This is a genomic window from Ruminococcus flavefaciens 007c, from assembly GCF_000571935.1.
Taxonomy (GTDB): domain Bacteria; phylum Bacillota; class Clostridia; order Oscillospirales; family Ruminococcaceae; genus Ruminococcus; species Ruminococcus flavefaciens_F.
Genome location: NZ_ATAX01000026.1, coordinates 1 through 18295, shown reverse-complemented (window position 1 = coordinate 18295; position 18295 = coordinate 1). Strand labels below are relative to the sequence as shown.

At 46.0% G+C, this 18295-nt stretch carries 15 protein-coding genes; 7 read left to right on the top strand and 8 right to left on the bottom strand.

Going from position 1 to position 18295, the window contains the following annotated elements; translation table 11 throughout:
• Window positions 1-57 precede the first annotated feature (57 nt).
• From nifU to RF007C_RS09895, 6 genes are all read right to left on the bottom strand, one after another.
• Window positions 58-474, bottom strand: a complete 417-nt coding sequence (nifU, locus tag RF007C_RS09920; RefSeq protein WP_037299515.1) for a Fe-S cluster assembly scaffold protein NifU — start codon at window positions 472-474, stop codon at window positions 58-60.
• Window positions 475-505: 31 nt separating this feature from the next.
• The gene (locus tag RF007C_RS09915) at window positions 506-913 is read right to left on the bottom strand and encodes an EF-Tu/IF-2/RF-3 family GTPase (protein WP_019680192.1); all 408 of its coding nucleotides are present in this window, start codon (window positions 911-913) and stop codon (window positions 506-508) included.
• 21 nt (window positions 914-934) lie between these two features.
• Window positions 935-2125: a cysteine desulfurase NifS gene (nifS, locus tag RF007C_RS09910; protein ID WP_037299512.1), complete on the bottom strand. Its 1191-nt coding sequence runs from the start codon at window positions 2123-2125 to the stop codon at window positions 935-937.
• Between the two features lie 12 nt (window positions 2126-2137).
• On the bottom strand, window positions 2138-2578 hold the full coding sequence (rnhA, locus tag RF007C_RS09905) for a ribonuclease HI (protein WP_037299755.1): 441 nt from the start codon (window positions 2576-2578) through the stop codon (window positions 2138-2140).
• A gap of 299 nt (window positions 2579-2877) precedes the next feature.
• Window positions 2878-4323, bottom strand: a complete 1446-nt coding sequence (proS, locus tag RF007C_RS09900) for a proline--tRNA ligase (protein ID WP_037299510.1) — start codon at window positions 4321-4323, stop codon at window positions 2878-2880.
• 223 nt (window positions 4324-4546) lie between these two features.
• Entirely contained in the window at window positions 4547-6577 is a 2031-nt protein-coding gene (locus RF007C_RS09895; RefSeq protein ID WP_019680188.1) for an endo-1,4-beta-xylanase, read from the bottom strand.
• A 570-nt stretch (window positions 6578-7147) separates the two neighbouring features.
• On the opposite strand from RF007C_RS09895, the gene rplM reads away from it, so the two are divergent.
• The 7 genes from rplM (at window position 7148) to RF007C_RS09860 (ending at window position 15667) form a co-directional block, all read left to right on the top strand.
• Entirely contained in the window at window positions 7148-7576 is a 429-nt protein-coding gene (rplM, locus tag RF007C_RS09890; protein WP_019680187.1) for a 50S ribosomal protein L13, read from the top strand.
• Between the two features lie 17 nt (window positions 7577-7593).
• A complete protein-coding gene (gene rpsI, locus RF007C_RS09885; RefSeq protein WP_019680186.1) occupies window positions 7594-7995 on the top strand; it encodes a 30S ribosomal protein S9 in 402 nt (133 codons plus the stop codon).
• A gap of 186 nt (window positions 7996-8181) precedes the next feature.
• Complete coding sequence (locus RF007C_RS09880; RefSeq protein ID WP_037299508.1) at window positions 8182-8799, top strand: Ig domain-containing protein; 618 nt, start codon at window positions 8182-8184, stop codon at window positions 8797-8799.
• Between the two features lie 317 nt (window positions 8800-9116).
• A complete protein-coding gene (locus tag RF007C_RS16530) occupies window positions 9117-10823 on the top strand; it encodes a leucine-rich repeat domain-containing protein (RefSeq protein WP_051456616.1) in 1707 nt (568 codons plus the stop codon).
• 90 nt (window positions 10824-10913) lie between these two features.
• Window positions 10914-12737, top strand: a complete 1824-nt coding sequence (locus RF007C_RS09870) for a leucine-rich repeat protein (protein WP_037299506.1) — start codon at window positions 10914-10916, stop codon at window positions 12735-12737.
• A gap of 445 nt (window positions 12738-13182) precedes the next feature.
• Window positions 13183-14223 (top strand): phage tail tip lysozyme, encoded by a 1041-nt coding sequence (locus RF007C_RS09865; RefSeq protein ID WP_037299503.1) that lies wholly within the window; start codon window positions 13183-13185, stop codon window positions 14221-14223.
• A gap of 358 nt (window positions 14224-14581) precedes the next feature.
• Window positions 14582-15667, top strand: coding sequence for an MFS transporter (locus tag RF007C_RS09860; protein WP_037299502.1), 1086 nt, complete (start codon window positions 14582-14584; stop codon window positions 15665-15667).
• A 124-nt stretch (window positions 15668-15791) separates the two neighbouring features.
• On the opposite strand, the gene RF007C_RS09855 is transcribed toward RF007C_RS09860, so the two are convergent.
• Window positions 15792-16370: a hypothetical protein gene (locus RF007C_RS09855; protein ID WP_037299500.1), complete on the bottom strand. Its 579-nt coding sequence runs from the start codon at window positions 16368-16370 to the stop codon at window positions 15792-15794.
• A 96-nt stretch (window positions 16371-16466) separates the two neighbouring features.
• Window positions 16467-18242 carry a glycosyltransferase family 39 protein gene (locus RF007C_RS09850; RefSeq protein ID WP_037299498.1) on the bottom strand — a complete coding sequence of 592 codons (1776 nt, stop codon included), beginning with the start codon at window positions 18240-18242 and terminating at the stop codon, window positions 16467-16469.
• Window positions 18243-18295 lie beyond the last annotated feature (53 nt).

Genomic DNA, 18295 nt, shown 5'->3' with positions numbered 1-18295 from the left:
GTATCATAACGATAAAAAAAGCCTGAAAGCATTTTTACTGCTTTCAGGCTTTTATCTTTATTCCTCGGGTTCCTTTATCTCACCCACGATGGGGAGAGGATCAATGCCCTGTCTGGTGTAATAATCGGAAAGAGCCGACCTTACAGCCTGCTCCGCCAGTACGGAACAATGCACCTTTACTGCGGGAAGACCGTCGAGAGCCTCTACCACGGCCTGATTTGTCAGCTTGAGCGCGTCCTCGATGGACTTGCCCTTGATAAGCTCGGTAGCCATAGATGAAGTTGCCACAGCTGCACCGCAGCCGAATGTCTTGAACTTAACGTCGGTAATGATACCGTCATCTATTTTCAGATACATCTTCATTATATCGCCGCACTTTGCGTTGCCAATCTCTCCTACGCCGTCAGCGTCCTCAATCTCACCCACATTTCTCGGATTTGAGAAATGATCCATAACCTTTTCGCTGTATAACATAACCTTACTCCTTTGGTAAAATATTCGCCATTCAGACCTGCTTTTTGATAATATCGTTCCTGCTGATCTGTTTTCTTTCAACGTCCTTGAGCATAAAACCTGCATTTGCTCCTTCGGATACCGAATTACAAACCTTGAGGAATTGTTCAATCCCCACTATCTCTGTTTCAACAGTGCCGCTGTGTCCCCTGTCAATGATAACCCTGTCTCCAACATTGAAAACACCGCCGGTCACTGTACCGACCACAACAGTGCCTCTTCCTGATATGGTGAACACATCGCTTACGACAAATTCAGCATATGTCCCGTCTGCGACTCCGGACTGCGGACGATAGTACTCCTCATATTCGCGGAGCTCTTTTTCGTCGTCAGTAAGCATATCCTGACCGCGTGATTCCTTGTTAAGAAGCTTGCCTTTTAAACTGTCCAGAAATCCCATATTCTCACATCCCTGTTGTTTTTAGTCGTATTTTTCGCCTTTCATCATGCGCTCCCATACAGGAGACATAGAACGAAGTCTTTGCACTACCTTAGAAATCGTTTCGATTATATATTCAACATCTTCATCAGAGACGTCCTCCTCGATGGAAAGTCTCAGCGAGCCGTGAGCCACAGCGTGCTTGAGTCCGATAGAAAGAAGAACGTGTGAAGGATCCAGCGAGCCCGATGTGCAGGCCGATCCAGATGAAGCGCATATACCGTTGAGGTCAAGCATGAGCAGGAGAGATTCTCCCTCTATTCCCTCAAAGGAGATGTTTATATTTCCGGGAAGGCGCTTTTCCCTGTCGCCGTTAAGACGGGTATAGGGTATCTTCAGCAGCTCGTCTATGATACGATTTCTTCTCGGAATGATAATTGCAGCCTTTTCCGCTGTATTGCGTACAGCAGCTTCGATAGCCACACCGAGTCCCACTATTGCGGGGACATTTTCTGTACCTGCGCGTTTTCCGCGCTCCTGTCCGCCGCCGTGGACAAGATTGGGAAGAACTATTCCCTTACGGATATATATGGCACCTATCCCCTTCTGAGCGTGTATCTTATGTCCCGAAAGAGACAGCATATCTATGCCCTGCTTATGAACGTCTATATCAACGTGTCCCACAGCCTGCACAGCGTCGGTATGGAAGAGGACTCCCTTTTCCCTGCATACAGCTGCGATCTCTTCGATAGGCTGTATAGTGCCTATCTCGTTATTTGCATACATTATGGTAACAAGAGCCGTATCCTCTCGGACAGCCTTTCTGACGTCCTCGGGATCTATGAGTCCCTTGTCGTTTACGGGAACGTATGTCACCTCATAGCCGTGCTTTTCAAGGTATTCGCAGGTATGAAGGACAGCATGGTGCTCAAAAACGGAAGTAACTATATGCTTTTTTCCCTTTTTCGCCATGAGCTCCGCGGTGCCCTTTATAGCCCAGTTATCGGACTCGGAGCCGCAGCTTGTAAAGTATATCTCTCTGGGCTCTGCGCCGAGAGCCTTTGCGACCTTTTCACGAGCCAGCTCAACATCTCTCTGGGCGTCGCGTCCGAGCTTATATATACTGGAAGCGTTTCCGTATGCTGTGCGGAAGTATGGCAGCATGGCACTGAGTACCTCCTCCGATACCGCAGTAGTTGCCGCATTATCCGCGTATATGAATCTTTTTTCCAATGGTATGGCCTCCTATTTTGAATGTAGATCCCGCTGCTCCACTGCAAGGCGGTCGCAGCGCTCGTTTTCAGGGTGACCTGCGTGTCCCTTTACCCAGTTGAAGCTCACCTCATGCTTTTCCAGCAGGGGCAGCAGCTGCTCCCAGAGATCAACATTGAGTGCGGGCTTTTTGTCGGACTTTATCCAGCCTTTGGTCTTCCAGCCGTAGACCCAGCCTTTTGTCACGCTGTCCACCACATATTTGCTGTCGGTGGTCAGTATGACCCTGCATGGCTCCTTCAGGGCAGAAAGCCCGGTAATAACGCCGAGGAGCTCCATTCTGTTGTTGGTGGTGGCGCAGTCGCCTCCGGAAAGCTCCTTTTCCACGCCGTTATAGCGCAGCACCACTCCGTAGCCTCCGGGCCCGGGATTGCCGCTGCAGGCGCCGTCCGTAAAGATCTCAACCGTTTTTATAGTCTTCACCTCCGAAAACCGATGGTCAATATTATTCTACACCAAAATATCTACAAAGTCAATAGGTGTTATGCAATAATAACACCTATCTTTTTGATATGATATGATATATAATTCATAAGACTTATACAAATAACGCCTGCATCGTGACAACTCACAAATGCAGGCGTATGTTTTGTTGCATATGGAGAAACAAAAAATCATAAATATGAAATCCAATGGTCTTCCATTGATTTATTTGCGTTTTTGTCCCCTTTAACGGAAGGCGTCCAAGATCCCCTGACGCTCCGTATCAATTATCAATAAGCCTTGCCCCAGTATACCATGTGCTTTGCAGGCTTGCCGCAGCAGATGCACTTATCGCTAAGATTCTCCTGCTCGAAGGGTATACATCTTGAGCCTACGCCTGTCTTTTCCTTTATCTCGTCCTCGCAGGCCTCATCGCCGCACCACATAGCCTTTACGAAGCCGTCGCCCTTTTCTTCGAGAGCCTTTGTGATCTCGTCGAGAGAAGTGCAGGTGTAGGTTCTGTTTGCACGGTTCTCAGCAGCCTTATTGAACATACCCTCAGGTATTTCCTTTTCAAGGAGTGCCTTTACGTATACATCAAGATCACCGAGAGCTACTGTTTTCTTTTCGCCGCTGTAACGAACAGCTATGATACACTGATTTTCCTCGATATCACGAGGGCCTATCTCGATACGAACAGGTACGCCCTTCATTTCGTACTCTGCAAACTTCCAGCCCGGTGAGTTCTCGCTGTCGTCAAGCTTTACTCTGATGCCGGCAGCCTTGAGTTCGTTAAGAAGCTCGTTTGCCTTATCAAGAACGCCCTCCTTGTGCTGTGCGATAGGTACGATAACAGCCTGTATGGGAGCTACAGCAGGCGGAAGCACAAGTCCGCTGTTATCGCCGTGAGTCATGATAACGGCACCGATAAGACGAGTTGTTACGCCCCAGCTTGTCTGATGAGGATTTACTCTCTTGTTTTCCTTGTCTGTATATTCAATGCCGAAAGCCTTTGCAAATCCGTCACCAAAATAGTGTGAAGTACCTGCCTGTAAAGCCTTGCCGTCATGCATGAGAGCTTCGATAGCGTAAGTAGAAACGGCTCCTGCAAACTTGTCGCTCTCTGTCTTTTTGCCCTTTACAACAGGCATAGCAAGTGACTTCTCACAGAAATCTGCGTATACATTGAGCATACGCTCTGTTTCCTCGATAGCCTCCTCAGCTGTAGCGTGGATAGTATGGCCCTCCTGCCACAGGAACTCTCTTGAACGGAGGAAGGGACGTGTTGTCTTTTCCCAGCGTACAACGCTTACCCACTGGTTATAGAGCTTGGGAAGATCACGGTAGGAATGAACTATATTAGCATAATGCTCACAGAAAAGAGTTTCGGAGGTAGGACGTACACAGAGTCTGTCCTCGAGCTTTTCACTGCCGCCGTGAGTTACCCATGCAACCTCGGGAGCAAAGCCCTCAACGTGATCCTTTTCCTTCTGGAGAAGGCTCTCGGGGATAAACATCGGCATACAAACATTCTCGTGTCCCAGTTCCTTGAAAGTAGTATCAAGGATATGCTGGATATTTTCCCATATAGCGTAACCATATGGACGTATTACCATACAGCCCTTAACGCTTGTATATTCGATAAGCTCTGCCTTTTTGCAGATATCGGTATACCACTGAGCGAAATCCTCGTCCATTGAGGTTATCTCAGATACCAGCTTTTTATCTTTTGCCATAAATATGACCTCTTTCTGATGTTTTTTAAATAGATATAATCATTATATCATTTATTATCATTATTGTCAATGGAAAAGCGCCGTTACAAGGCAGCTCTTTATAGTAATCCGCAGCTGTGCTCACGAATACGGGGCATCGCCGGAATTATCCCGAGATACAAAGTACTGTGTGCCTATACACAAAGAGCCGCACAAGCTAAGCTGTGCGGCTCTGAACTTATATTTATCTGGTGCCCGGAACGAGGGTTTCTCTGATATGCAGGAGGTATTCCTGTATATAGACCGCGTCGTTTGCAGTAAGACCTTCCGTAGAACGATCTACGTCACCGTTGAGCTTGCCCTGTGCCGTGAGCGGCTTGGGAGCTGTACCGCCGATACCGTATTTATTGGGATTTGCAAGAGCCTGAAGTATGAGTATAGCGTCTGCAAGATCAACTGTACCGTCACAGTTAACGTCTCCCCATGTGATAGGATCATAAGCGAATGAGGTAGTAGCTGTGGTGGTAGTAGTCGTAGTAGTAGTTGTTGTTGTTGTAGAACCGCCGCCTGAGATAGTTGTCCTTACAGGATCAGCAGCTGTTTTGTCGCCTACGATAGACTTGAATGCGGGCTTAGCCATGAACTCCTTATCGAAGATAAGAGGATTCTGCTTATATCTCCAGCTCTTGGGATCTGTAACGCCCCAGAAGATAACTGCCGAGATATTGTCGCTGTACTTCTCATAGATCTTGAAGAGTCCCTTGTAGTATTCGGCCTGTACATTGAAGTACTTATCGCCTGAATTCTCCTCAACAGTAACGTCGAGCTCTGTGATCTGAACATCAAGGCCTGTGCCGATGAACTGCTTGAGAGCTGTCTCATACATACCCAGTGAGGGGAATGCAGCGTCCATGCTCTGTCTTACGTCAAGGTGAGACTGCATACCGATACCGTCGATATTGCCTGCTGCCTTGAGTCTCTCTGCCATCTTGCAGATAGCGTCCTTCTTGCCCATATACTCATTGAAGTCGTTGTAATAGAGCTTGCAACCTTCGGGAGCATATTTTCTTGCATACTCGAAAGCATAGTCGATGAATGAGTTGTCGCCGAATACAGCTACCCAGTCCGAAGCCTCGTACTGGTTTTCCTGGCTGGGATGACCGGGCTTACGGGGATTGCCGTCGTTGTCGAATGCCTCGTTTACAACGTCGCAGGCATAGAAATTGATATCGGGATAGAGAGCTGTAAGTGTTTCAAAATAACTCTTGATATAGTTTTCCATACGCTTCTTCATCTTTTCGGGAGAAACGTAATCCTTCTTCTCGTCATAGTCCTCCTTGAAGAACCACTCGGGAGTCTGGCTGTACCATACCAGAGTATGTACTCTTACGGGGATACCGTACTTTCTTGCATAGTTGAGAATAGGCTTAGCCTGGCCGAAGCTTATCTGAGGAGTCACGTCGTCGCCTGTCTCCTTGAAGTAATCCAGAGTCTTTGTCTTGTTGAGGACATAGTCGGGCTTCATCTGGTTGCCGACGGTAATGCTCTCGCCGAAGTGCTTCTGTACCAGATCCATAAAGGGCTGAGAAGAAAGATCATCGGGAGTGAGCGCTGTACCTACCTTGAACTTGTCCTTGTATATCTCGCTGAGCGAAGGCAGATCGGACTCTATATCCACATGAGGAGCCTCGGTGATGGTAACATCATCGATATATATAGCCTCCTTGCCGCTCTCGAAGTATACGAATACATCTTCCATGCCTTCAGAGAAGCTTATGGGGATATTCTTGAGCTCTGCCCAGTTGTTTCCGCCTGAGGAAGCCTGTATGTTCTGCCTGAGATTTGAGTATGAAGGCTCTCCGTCAACGCTAAACTGGAAGCTGAGCGTTGTATTTGTGTACCACTGTCCTCTGACAGAGCATGAGAAGTAGTACTGGGTATCGGGCTTGAGGAAATCGTCTATACGAAGTGCGGGGCCGTGCCATGTGTCGCCTCTTTCAGTGGCTGAAAGACCGCTTTTGCCGCTCTTTGCAGCGTCAGCAGAGATAGCGATAACAGTTGTGTCTTCTCCGCCTCTGTTTGACCAGTGTGCAAGATCAGCTTCGCTCTCAAAGCCGCATTCATATACGACCTTGCCCTCTGAAGCGGCTGTCTTGCTGCTTGTGAGCTGTACATCCGCAGGTGCTACTGCGTGAACAGCGGGAACTGTCGATGTGAACGTCATAGCTGCACCCATAACGCCCGCGATCAGTTTTGTGATGTTTTTTCCTTTCATAGTAAATTCCTCCAAAAACAAATTTTTGTGTTTATATTGTAGCATAATTGTGCATATAAGTCAATAAAACAGCAAGTCACAGAGCAATAAATGGCCGATTTTAATATATAAGCACAAAAATTGTAAGGTCTTTGCAGTGAAAGCACCCGGTTTTCAATATTTTTCCTGCCGGACCTGTTTATGCAGTTTTTTCGGACGGATAATATCCGCCCGAAAAAACTACTCAACTGCGGGACGCCGAGTACGGTGTTTTCTACATCAAAATGCACACAATTCGGCGAAATAACTTCTCATTTTTCTACTTCAAAAAGCTGGAATGAAACGTGAGAAAGAGAGAGAAAGAGAGAAAATGCGAGAGATTTAAAGAGATAACGGGATATATATTGAAAAAATTCCGAAAAAGCCCTTGACAGCAGCCTTTTTATCGTGTATAATAATTCTTGCACTGCAAACGGATAAGGCGTTTTTTCGGGAAGCAAGAGGCAGCGGCTTCTGATTTCCCTCAGAGGTTCTGCCTCTTGTTTCCGTACTCGCTTTCCGTTCTGAAATTTATTACAGGAGGAATAATTTATGTCAACTACACTGGCAAAGCCCGCTGAAGTAAGCCGTACTTGGTATATCCTCGATGCTGAGGGTAAGCCCCTCGGTAGAGTTGCTGCTAAGGCTGCTCACATCCTCAGAGGCAAGCATAAGCCCACTTATACTCCCAACGTAGATTGCGGAGACCACGTTATCGTTATCAACTGCGCAAAGGCTGTTCTCACAGGCAGAAAGCTCGAGCAGAAGAAGTACTACTGGCACACAGGCTGGATCGGCGGTCTGAAGTCAATCTCCTATAAGGATATGATGGCTCAGCAGGCTGACAGAGCTATGATGATCGCTGTTAACGGTATGCTTCCCAACAACAGCCTCGGCAGAGCTCAGCTCAAGAGACTCAGAACCTACAAGGACGCTAATCACAAGCAGGAGGCTCAGAAGCCTGTTGCTTACGAGCTTTAATTAGGAGGTGCTTTTAAATGTACGAATCAAAGGTAAAATACTACTACGGCACAGGCAGAAGAAAGCACTCCGTAGCAAGAGTAAGAATCTATCCCGGTTCAGGTAATGTTACTATCAACGGCAGATCTATCGATGATTACTTCGGTCTTGAGACTCTCAAGCTCATCGTTCGTCAGCCTCTCGCTCTTACAGACAACGTTGAGAAGTTCGACGTTATCTGCACTGTTGCAGGCGGCGGCGTTACAGGTCAGGCCGGTGCTATCAGACACGGTATCTCAAGAGCTCTTCTTGAATTCGATGCTGAGCTCCGTCCTACTCTCAAGAAGGCTGGATTCCTCACTCGTGACCCAAGAATGAAGGAAAGAAAGAAGTACGGTCTCAAGGCTGCACGTCGTGCTCCTCAGTTCTCAAAGAGATAATTTTATCCCTACTGGGAGTTTATCAAAAACAACAAGTACCTTTGCTATGCGAAGGTACTTTTCTTTTTGCTGAGAAGCTTCCGGTTTTTTTGAAATTACTATTGCAAAACTTATAATACTCTGGTAGAATGTGTATATAAGCGGTGAAAAACCGCAAATTAATCTGAAGCGAAAGGGATAATTGTTATGAGTAATATGACAGGAAAGAAAAAAGCACCGTTCAGAAAGCTGATATCATCAATAACAGCTGCTCTGACAGCTACCGTTATGCTCACAGGAAATGTGCCCACTGCAGACGCCGCAGTTGATCCTGGACATACTTTATCTGTAAAGGCTCACGTTCAGAATTTAGGATGGATGGAACAAGATATCAGCTATCCGCCTGTATTTGACTTAAGAACAGGCAAGTTGATCGAAGGAGAAGTAGAAAGAGACGTTGAAGCAGGAACAACAGGAAGGGCTCTGAGATTAGAAAGCTTAGAAATAGGCATCGGCTCTATTCCGAAAGAAATGGGTGGTATCATGGTAAACGCTCATGTCTCACATATCGGCTGGCAGGGTTATAAAACTGCTCCTTGCGGCAGTACAGTAACAGTAGGAACTACGGGCCGTGGTCTGGCTATAGAAGCAATTCAGATAAAGCTTTACGGAAAAATAGCAGAACTGTTCTCTATACAATATAAAGTGCATTCAGCATATATTGGGTGGGGCTCAGTGTGCCGCGATGGTCAGACCGCAGGCACAGTAGGAGAGGGACGCCGCGCAGAGGCGATCCGCATAAGAATGGTGCCAAGGAAGAAATAATTTTATCCCTACCGGGAGTTTATCAAAAGCAACAAGTACCTTTGCTATGCAGAGGTACTTTTCTTTTTTGCCGCTTAACGTTCCGAATGCAACTTACCCTCAAAAAAATACAACTTACCTGCATTAAAATCCATCTTACTTAAAATCCGTTGACAAGCCGTGCAATATCAATATATAATTTTGAATAGAACACATACCTTATCAAAATCCGAAAGATATATTATAGCTCCCGCAAACATCTCATCACGTGACCACGCTGTTTCCATCCTCATATGAAAACAGCCCGGTATATAAATTATTTTTAGGAGGACCACCACATGAAACACAGCAAATTCATTACATGGCTTTCCGCCGCACTTTTAGGCATCTCAAGCGCAGCTTTCTCTTCCGGCATGACAGCAAAGGCAGCAGAAAAATACACCTGTACCAAGGACAAAACCCTTTTTTACTACTACAATACCGAAACCCACGAAGCAAGGATCGACAGATACAAAGGCTCCGAGACCGAACTTACTATTCCTTCAAATATTGACGGATATACCGTCACATCTATCGGCCCCAGTGCGTTTTCAGGCTCAGCTGTTACTAAAGTGTCTATTCCGGATACAGTTACCATCATTTGCGGTTCTGCCTTTAAAAACTCATCATTAACGTCTGTTACCATACCTGCAAGTGTTACAAAGGTATTGCAGGATGCTTTTTCCGGTTGTACTTCATTGACTTCTCTTACTGTTCTCGGTGCAACAGAGCTTCAGGCGAGATCATTTAAAGACTGCAAGGAACTATCAGAAGTACAGCTTTCGGACGATTCCAGAACTTCAAGATCATACAAAAACGAAGCCTTTGATAACTGTCCTAATCTCCATACCGTCAATGGTGTAACAGCACTGAATTATAAGACCGACAGCAACGGTATAAAGTATCCTTTCATAGATCCGAGTATTGAGACAACGATACGCAATCACTTCAGCAGAAGCGTCAACGTGGGATTTGTAAATGATTACTGTACAGATCTTTGTGAATACATTTTAAGGACAGAGACCAGTTACGATCCGGAACACCCGGAAAACGACTGGATGAACGACGCCCTGAAGGCTCGTCAGCTTCACGACTGGCTCATACGCCACTGTGAATACGAAGATGGAGATGACGGAGAAACACCGAACGACAATGAAAATCATGTTGCATCCTCGGTATTTCTCAGCTACGCTGTAAATACTCGCGGTGCCGGAGTCGGTGAGACAGTTTGTGACGGCTTTGCCAAAGCATACACAATGCTTCTTTCCAAGGCTGGGATCGAGTCCTACTATATCGGTCATGATATACACGTCTGGAATCTTGTAAAGATCGATGGCAAATTCTATCATGTTGATGTAACAGATGATAACTTTAAGAATTGGACGGATCAGAAAACCCGTTATTGGAGCTTCCTGAAAAAATCGCTTAACGGCGGTGCAAGTCAGATCAACAATACCGATCATCCGCTTCTTATGGTTTACAAAAATAATATAACGAATGAAATCGAAAACTGCCCCGAGGACTATCCAGATAACAATAATGACGGTATTCTGGACTATGACTTTGACCTGGACGGCAAGAGCTTCCAGTACGACTTTGTTGATGACCTGAATGCTTATCAGGGCTTGCTGCGTTTTGCATACGGTTCACTCAGCAGCACTGATCAGATAAACGACCGAATGGCTGATGTGCTTTATAATCTTAATAAAGCACGTAAGGGCTACTGGGATTATTTCAACACTTCAGCTCCTGTAAGCCAGACTGTCCGTGCAGGCGGCACAGCAGAGTTCAGGGTGAGACTGTTCGGAGACGATCTGACCTATCAGTGGCAGTATTACAACAAAAACACCGGTGCATGGGAAAATGCTCCCTATAACGGTGCCAAGAGCGCAACTCTGTATGTTCCCGCAAATTCCACGACCAAGGATATGCAGTTCAAGTGCTTTGTCTATAATAAGGAAAAAAACTATATCTATTCCTATCCCGTTACTCTGACATTAATCTGATAATACCGGCTACTTTTCACAGCAGACGGCTGTATCCTCCGGAAAATAGGAACAGCCGTTCAGATAAAATAATTCCAGGAGGACTCTGATATGAAACACAGCAAATTCATTACATGGCTTTCCGCAGCATTTCTCGGCATTTCCTTTGCAGCTTTCTCACCGTCCGCAGCAGCATCAGCAGAATCTGAAAAAGGCTTCGTATACAGCTGTGACGCAGACACAAAAGAAGCAACGATAACAGGATATGAAGGCTCGGCTTCAGATGTTAAGATCCCCGACAGAATAAACGGTTACAAAGTTACAGCCATCGGCGAAAAAGCTTTTTCCAATAAGCGCATCACCTCCGTTGACATTCCCGCTACAGTCAGGACCATAAATAACAAAGCTTTCGCTTTCTGCCGCTATATGACTTCCGCAGACATCGAGGGAGCAGCAAGAATAGATGAGCTGGCATTCGCCGGCTGCAGCAGTCTGACAGACCTCAGCTTCTCTGATGACGTACCCTATATCGGCGTAGGCGCATTCCTGGAATGTACAGCTCTGGATTCCGTAACTATCCCCGCAGGGGTGACAGTGGTAGACCAGCTGGCATTTAACTCCTGCAGTTCCCTGACCTCCCTGACAGTTCTCGGTGATACAGAGCTGAATGCGAACTCTTTCCGTGACTGTATCTCACTTAGCGAAGTACAGCTTTCCGATGATTCCAGAACAGTCAAACGCCACGGATTCGAAGCTTTCTATAACTGCCCTTCCCTTTATAAGGTCAACGGAGCAGATGCTTTACAGTACAAGACAGACGAAAACGGTATTCAGTATCCCGTTATAAATCCCGCCATCAAGACTGCTGTAACCAATCACTTCTGCCGAAGCATAAAAGTCGGCTTTGTGGATGATTACTGCACAAAGCTCTGTAAATATATCGTAAAGACAGAGACAGGCTACGATTCCGAACACCCGGAAACTAACTGGATGAATGACGGTCTGAAGGCTCGTCAGCTCCATAACTGGCTGATCCGTCACTGTGAATTCGAGGACAGCAAGAACGGCGAATCAAACAGCGATTCCGAAAACCAGATCGCATCCTCAGTATTCCTCAGTTATGCTTTGAACGTCCGCGGCAATGGAGTCGGCGAATCTGTCTGCGCAGGCTACGCAAGAGCATATACCATGCTTCTTGCCACCGCAGGCATCGAGTCATATTATATCCAGAACGACCAGAGAGGCTGGAACATAGTCAAGATCGGAGATAAATTCTATCATACCGATGTGCCGTCCGATGAAGGAGGCAATTCAGGCATCAGATACTCAAGCTTCCTCAAAAGCACTCTCCGCCCCAAAAGCAATGCCAAGCAGTATATCCTCGAAGAGCATACTCTGCTCACCACTTACAAAAATGATATCTCGGACATTATCGAGAACTGCACCGAAAGCTATAAGGACGAAAACGGCGACGGCATACTGGATTATGATTTCGACCTTGACGGCAAGAGCTTCCAGTACGACTTTATTGATGATCTGAATGCTTATCAGGGCCTGCTCAGGTTTGCATTCGGTTCACTCAGCAGTACAGATCAGATAAACGACCGTATGGCAGAGGTGTTCGGCTATCTCTGTAAATACAATATGGATTTCTGGACCTATCTCGATTATTCCTGTCCGAAGCCCCAGACAGTACGTGCAGGCGGCACAGCTGAATTCAGGGTGACACTGTTTGGAGACGATCTGACCTATCAGTGGCAGTATTACAACAAAAACAGCGGGGCATGGGAAAATGCTCCCTATAACGGTGCCACAGGCGCAACTCTGTATGTTCCCGCAAATTCCACGACTGACAAGATGGAATTCAAGTGCTTTGTCTATAATAAGAACCAAAACTACATCTATTCCTATCCCGTTATGCTGAAGGTTGTCTGAACACAGCCCATTATAAAGCTAAAAACGTCGCTGTCTGTGAAATTTCAGATCAGATGACGGCGTGTAATATCCTTTTCAAAGTACCTTTGCTGTGCAGAGGTACTTTTTTTGCGCCTTTTATATTTCCTCAAAGCCGTGCTTTTTACGCTATAGCGCCAAAAAGTCCGATTTTTTCGCATTTTTCGGACAGGACTGTTCTCCCGTTTGCTCCGAAAAAAATGCTTTTCACTCCTTTTTTGTAGAGATTTTTCAGGGGCGGGGCTATAATAAAGACACACTAAGACAAAGGAACACGGAGGTGATACAAAAACAGTTCCACAGCACAGCCCCGCTGAATGAAAAAAGCATCATTCAGTATATCAAACCCTTTAAAATGTACAAAATCGGGTAATTATTCGAAGCCCGGTCAATATTAAAAATTAAAATTCAGAAAGAGGAAATTAAAATGAAAAAGATCAATTTAAGAAGAACAATCACAGGCATCGTCGTTACATCCGCAATGGCTTTCACAGCTATCGCTCCCACAGCTATCAGCTCAACTGTAAACTTCGGACCTACTGCCATCACAGCAGAAGCAGCAAATATCAATATGACACAGGATGAGTACCAGAGAGGCTTACATATCTACAATTACCTCAAATCTCATACAAACTGGAACGACGGCGCTATCTGCGGACTCCTTGCTCATATGTACAAAGAGAGCAGATTCATTTCCACTGCAACAAACAGCACCTCGGGCGCATACGGAGTTGCACAGTGGCTCGGTTCACGTAAAGCAGAGCTTATGAGACGTTCAAATTACTCTAATGTCGATGTTCAGTTAAATTTCCTGATCGACGAAGTATATAACCGCGACTCCTGCGCTTCAGACGATTTCAGAATCTCGAGAGAGGCTATCCTCAATGCTACAAACAACGCACAGGGCGCTTATAATACAGCCTTCAGATTCAGACTCAACTTCGGCTGGGGCGTATCGAATATCAATGGCGGAACATCGGCTCAGCGCGCTGACTGCACCGAAAGAGCAAAGGAAGCAAGAGACTTTTTCTATAACAAGTTCGCAGACGGACCTATCATCAATGACGATTTTACATACACAACTGTAAATTATACCACAAGACTTGAGAAGAATACTCCTATCTACGCAAATCCCGGCGATACAACTCCTACATCCTATATCTCTGTAGCAACATTATATACTATCGTACAGGAGGCTACCAACAGCACATCAAAGTACGGCAAGCTCAAGAGTGGTGCAGGCTGGGTAAAGCTTTCCGGCAGCAACAATAATAACACAGGTATAATAATTGTCGAGCCTTACATCGTTCGTCTTCCCGCCGGAACCAAGATCTACGCAGAACCCGGTTCTTCAACTGTAGTCCAGACACTCAGTACCGGAGGTTCCTTCACTATCATAAAGGAACAGACAGTCAGCGGTGTAAAGTACGGCTACCTCAAGAGCGGTGCAGGCTGGGTAAAGCTCTGATCCGTACAGAACGAAATATCCTTGTAAAATTACCATAACAAAATAATATCCTTTGGAAAAACCGCTGAGAGAATTGTCTCAGCGGTTTTTCTTGACAATACAGCAGCTGTATGCTATAATACATACAGGTACAAATGTGCCTGTATACCAAATTTTCGACACGTAAGAGGCTGATAGTATGTTCTGGAAGATCAGAAATGTACAACTGAAAAAAGGCTATGATTTCCCGTCTGCGGGGATAGTGCGCCCTTTTTCGGCTTTAGTCAGATAAAGTATCGGCTTACAGGTCTGTAAAGGTTTTATAATATGCGCATTATCTCCTTAACTGTCATCAGAATTCAGTTAAAGGAGATTTTTTATGTTTAATATAAGAAAACAGCTTTCAAAATTATATCTGTCATCGGTACTTGGAAATATATCCCTTACAGGAGCATGGGTGGCCATACTCGCTGCACGTGGCTTCAGCCTTGTTGAGATCGGCATTGCCGAAACTGTATTCCACATCACAAGCATTATTTTCGAGCTTCCTTCGGGTGTCATGGCCGATGTGTTCGGCAGAAAGAAAATGCTCACCGTAAGCTGTATAATGCAGCTTCTTGCAAGTATCGCCATGATATTCTCAAATGACCTGTTCATGGTATGCGTATCAATATCTCTCCATGCTCTCTGTTATAACTTCTCATCGGGCACAGGCGACGCTCTTGCCTATGACTCAATGAAGCTGGCAGGTACAGAGGCTGGATTTGAAAAATACGGCTCCAACCAGCTTATGATATACCGCATTTGCAGCGGAATATCCACTCTATGCGCGGGCATTGCCCTTGCCATAGGTTACAGGCTCGCCTACGGTTCAAGTATAATCACCTGCGCTGTGCAGCTCTTCGTTATATCCTCCATGCAGGAGGTAGCGGGAGCTTCTCCGCAGAACGGCACTGTTCTTGAAAGAATAGCCGACTGCGCTAAGGAAAGCCTTTCCTTTCTCGGAAAAGCCCGTAAGGCCATGTGGCTTATGCTCTGCAATTCTCTTGTGGGAGCACTGGATATACTCCTGCTGTTCTTTTTGCAGGCGAAGCTGCCCGAGAGAGGGATACCGAAATGGGCGCTGGGACTTGCGCTGCTGTTAATGGAAACAGGCGGCATAGTCGGCTCAAAGCTGATACTGAAATTCCCGAAGGCGCGGTATAAGGCGGTATTCGCGGCAGCTGCGGGACTTGTGACGGCAGGTCTGCTTGCAGAACATTCCGCAAGCTTTATCATCATGGCACTGGGCGGCTTCATAGCCGCAACAGGCGACGACGCCTTACAGGTACGTACAAACGCAAAGCTCCAGAAGATGTTCCCCTCAGAGCAGAGAGCTACTCTTACATCTGTGGAGTCCTTCAGCTTCTCGGTAATAATGATAGTTCTCTCTCCCCTTGCAGGATTTGTATTCACATACTGGTAAAGCAAAGGGCACTGAACGTCCATGCAAATAATATTCCTGCGCTATACAGATAACAACAGAAAAGCCATAGTATTCCGACTTCCTGTCAGAAATACCATGGCTTTATTTATTTGAGCAGAGTTTATCAGTGCCCCAACGGGTACTTTTCTATCATTTTGGCGTAAAACGGGCCTATCTTTCCGGGATTTGCAACAAAGAATTCTGCCTGTTCCTTTGTAAGGTCACAGGACCACATCGGAGCCGAATCAAAGGGGCTTCCGGATACTGTATCTGATGCCAGCCAGTATTCCTCGCTTGCGGGCCAGTAGCACTTATATATGAAATACTTGGGATTTGTGGCAAGAACCTTGGGATCACCGCCCTGACAGCGCAGCCGTTTCTGCAAAGCTTCGGGAGAAACGTCTATATCCAGAAAGGGCTGACCGACATATCGGGGACTGTCCTTTATCTGTTCTCTGATCCATGCAAAGACCTTTTCGGGATCGCTTATGAGTTCATCTGCCACGGCGTCATCACTTGTCCACATAGCGGGACAGCTGGTATCGCGTAAGCCGACAGGTACGGGAAATTTACATTCAACATAGTATCGGGTGTCCTCGGGATTGCTGAAATGCGCAATACTGTACTGACCGCCGTCATACAGGATCTCGCCGTTATTTTGCAGGATATATCCCTTGTAGCCCCAGTATTTGGGATCACTCATTGTAACAGCCTCCTTTAAAATACATTATCAGACAGCAAAAAGCCTCTCTGTAACTGCATTATAGCACGGAGAGGCTTAAAAGTCAATGTATTCTGCTCATGTAGTTATGGCAGATATGAAATATACAAGGGATGACATGACAGCAAAGGCTGCTGTCAGTACAAAAAGACTTAGACTGACCGCTTTTGCGGGAGGTTTATCGCTTTTGTTCAGTGAGATCTGTGCAAATCCCAGGAAAAGAGCTCCCGTTATGACGGTTGGCATGAGATATCTGAAATTCATGCTGCATACCATGGGATAATTCTTTGAAAGAATATAGAGATTTGCAATAAGTATCAAATGAAAGCTCACCAGGAAAAGCTTATGTACCCTGTCGGCAGCGCATTTTCTGAATATGTATACTATCATCAGCACAAATGCTACGGCAGCCAGTACAGCTGCAAGCCAGAACAGCGCTGTACATACATTAAGCATGAAGCTGTAATCCCTGAAATCGTTTTCGGTTATATGCTCGCTGAAAACCGAGTTCTTCAGTATCGCAATAAGCGGATTATGCTCGTTGAAGCTCCTCGCAGCTCCCGTTTCATCGTACCACAGCCAGTTTTCAAAGACTCTTTCCAGCTGAACGGGAGAAAAATCAGTTATCCTCTCAATGAAGCTTATGCCCTTTATGCTCTGAGGCATCTCGGGGAGCTCCTGTACATAGGTCAGGGGGATATTCCAACGGATATAGCCGCGGAGAGGGAACCACATTCCCAGCGGGAAGCATACTGCCCCGAAAGCAATGAACTGTCCGAGAAGCTTTTTCCATGAGGTCCTGAAGCTTCTGAAAAATACTATAATAAAAACGGCTGCAATAGAGGGGGCAGCAAGAGCGGCGGAGAGCTTTGCCATCATTCCCAGTCCGACGCACAGAGCGATCTTTATGATATTTTTCATGTCTGGGTCCCTGTACCACTTCAGCGTGCAGTAAACAGCTCCCATGACCAGTGCCCAGGCAAGAGGATCATTATTCAGAAGAGCCGAAAGAAAGATAAAGCAGGGATGAAAAGCCGTTATCAGAAGCGGTATGTAAAGTGCCTTGCCGTCAAGGCCGAAATAGCGGAATATCTTGTATGCGGTGATAAGTATCGCCATTGAGTAGAAAAGCGACAGGAACTGCGCAGACTCCGCTCCCTTCTGGATGTCAATATGGAAAAGTACATTCAGCAGTTTAATCCAGACCGCACAAATGGTATGGTGGAGGGGCGGGTGGCAGTATTGCATATATTCCCTGTAATCTCCGTCATACAGATGATGGTTATGGAAAAGATAGGTGATATAGCCCAGATGTCCCGAAAATATATCGTCTCTGCCGCCGAGGTCTCCCACATCGTGCTGCCGGGTGTACATGGATGTGCCCAGAACGTAGATAAGCTTTACCATAAAGCTTATGCCTATTATCAGCAGCGAATTGAAACGGCGCTTAAACTTTGAAGTGAAAAAGGTGAAATACATTCCGAGAATGAAAAGACACCCGAAACAAAAAAGCATTATCAGCTTGTGATGTGTATTCCTGAACCACCATGCAGCTCCCAGACACAAAAATGTTGCAGAAAGAGTCAGGGCAAGACTGATATAAAAGCTTTTCTTATGCTTATTGCAGATGTGATTGATAATAAGTGCCGAAGCACAGCAGGAAAGCAGTCCCAGCACAGCAGGAGTGTACGTCGCCATGTTATCGATGGAACCGAAAAACATCAGTCCCGCTGCAATACAGACTATAAATGCGGAAATATACGGGTGAGCAGCGATGATACCGAGACTTTTTTCTACATATGAGGCCTTTCTCTTTGGATTGGAGCTACTGCCTCCTGATTGAACCATAAACATATTATACTCCTTAAAACAGCTGATAATACATTTTAACATATAGTGCAGTCATT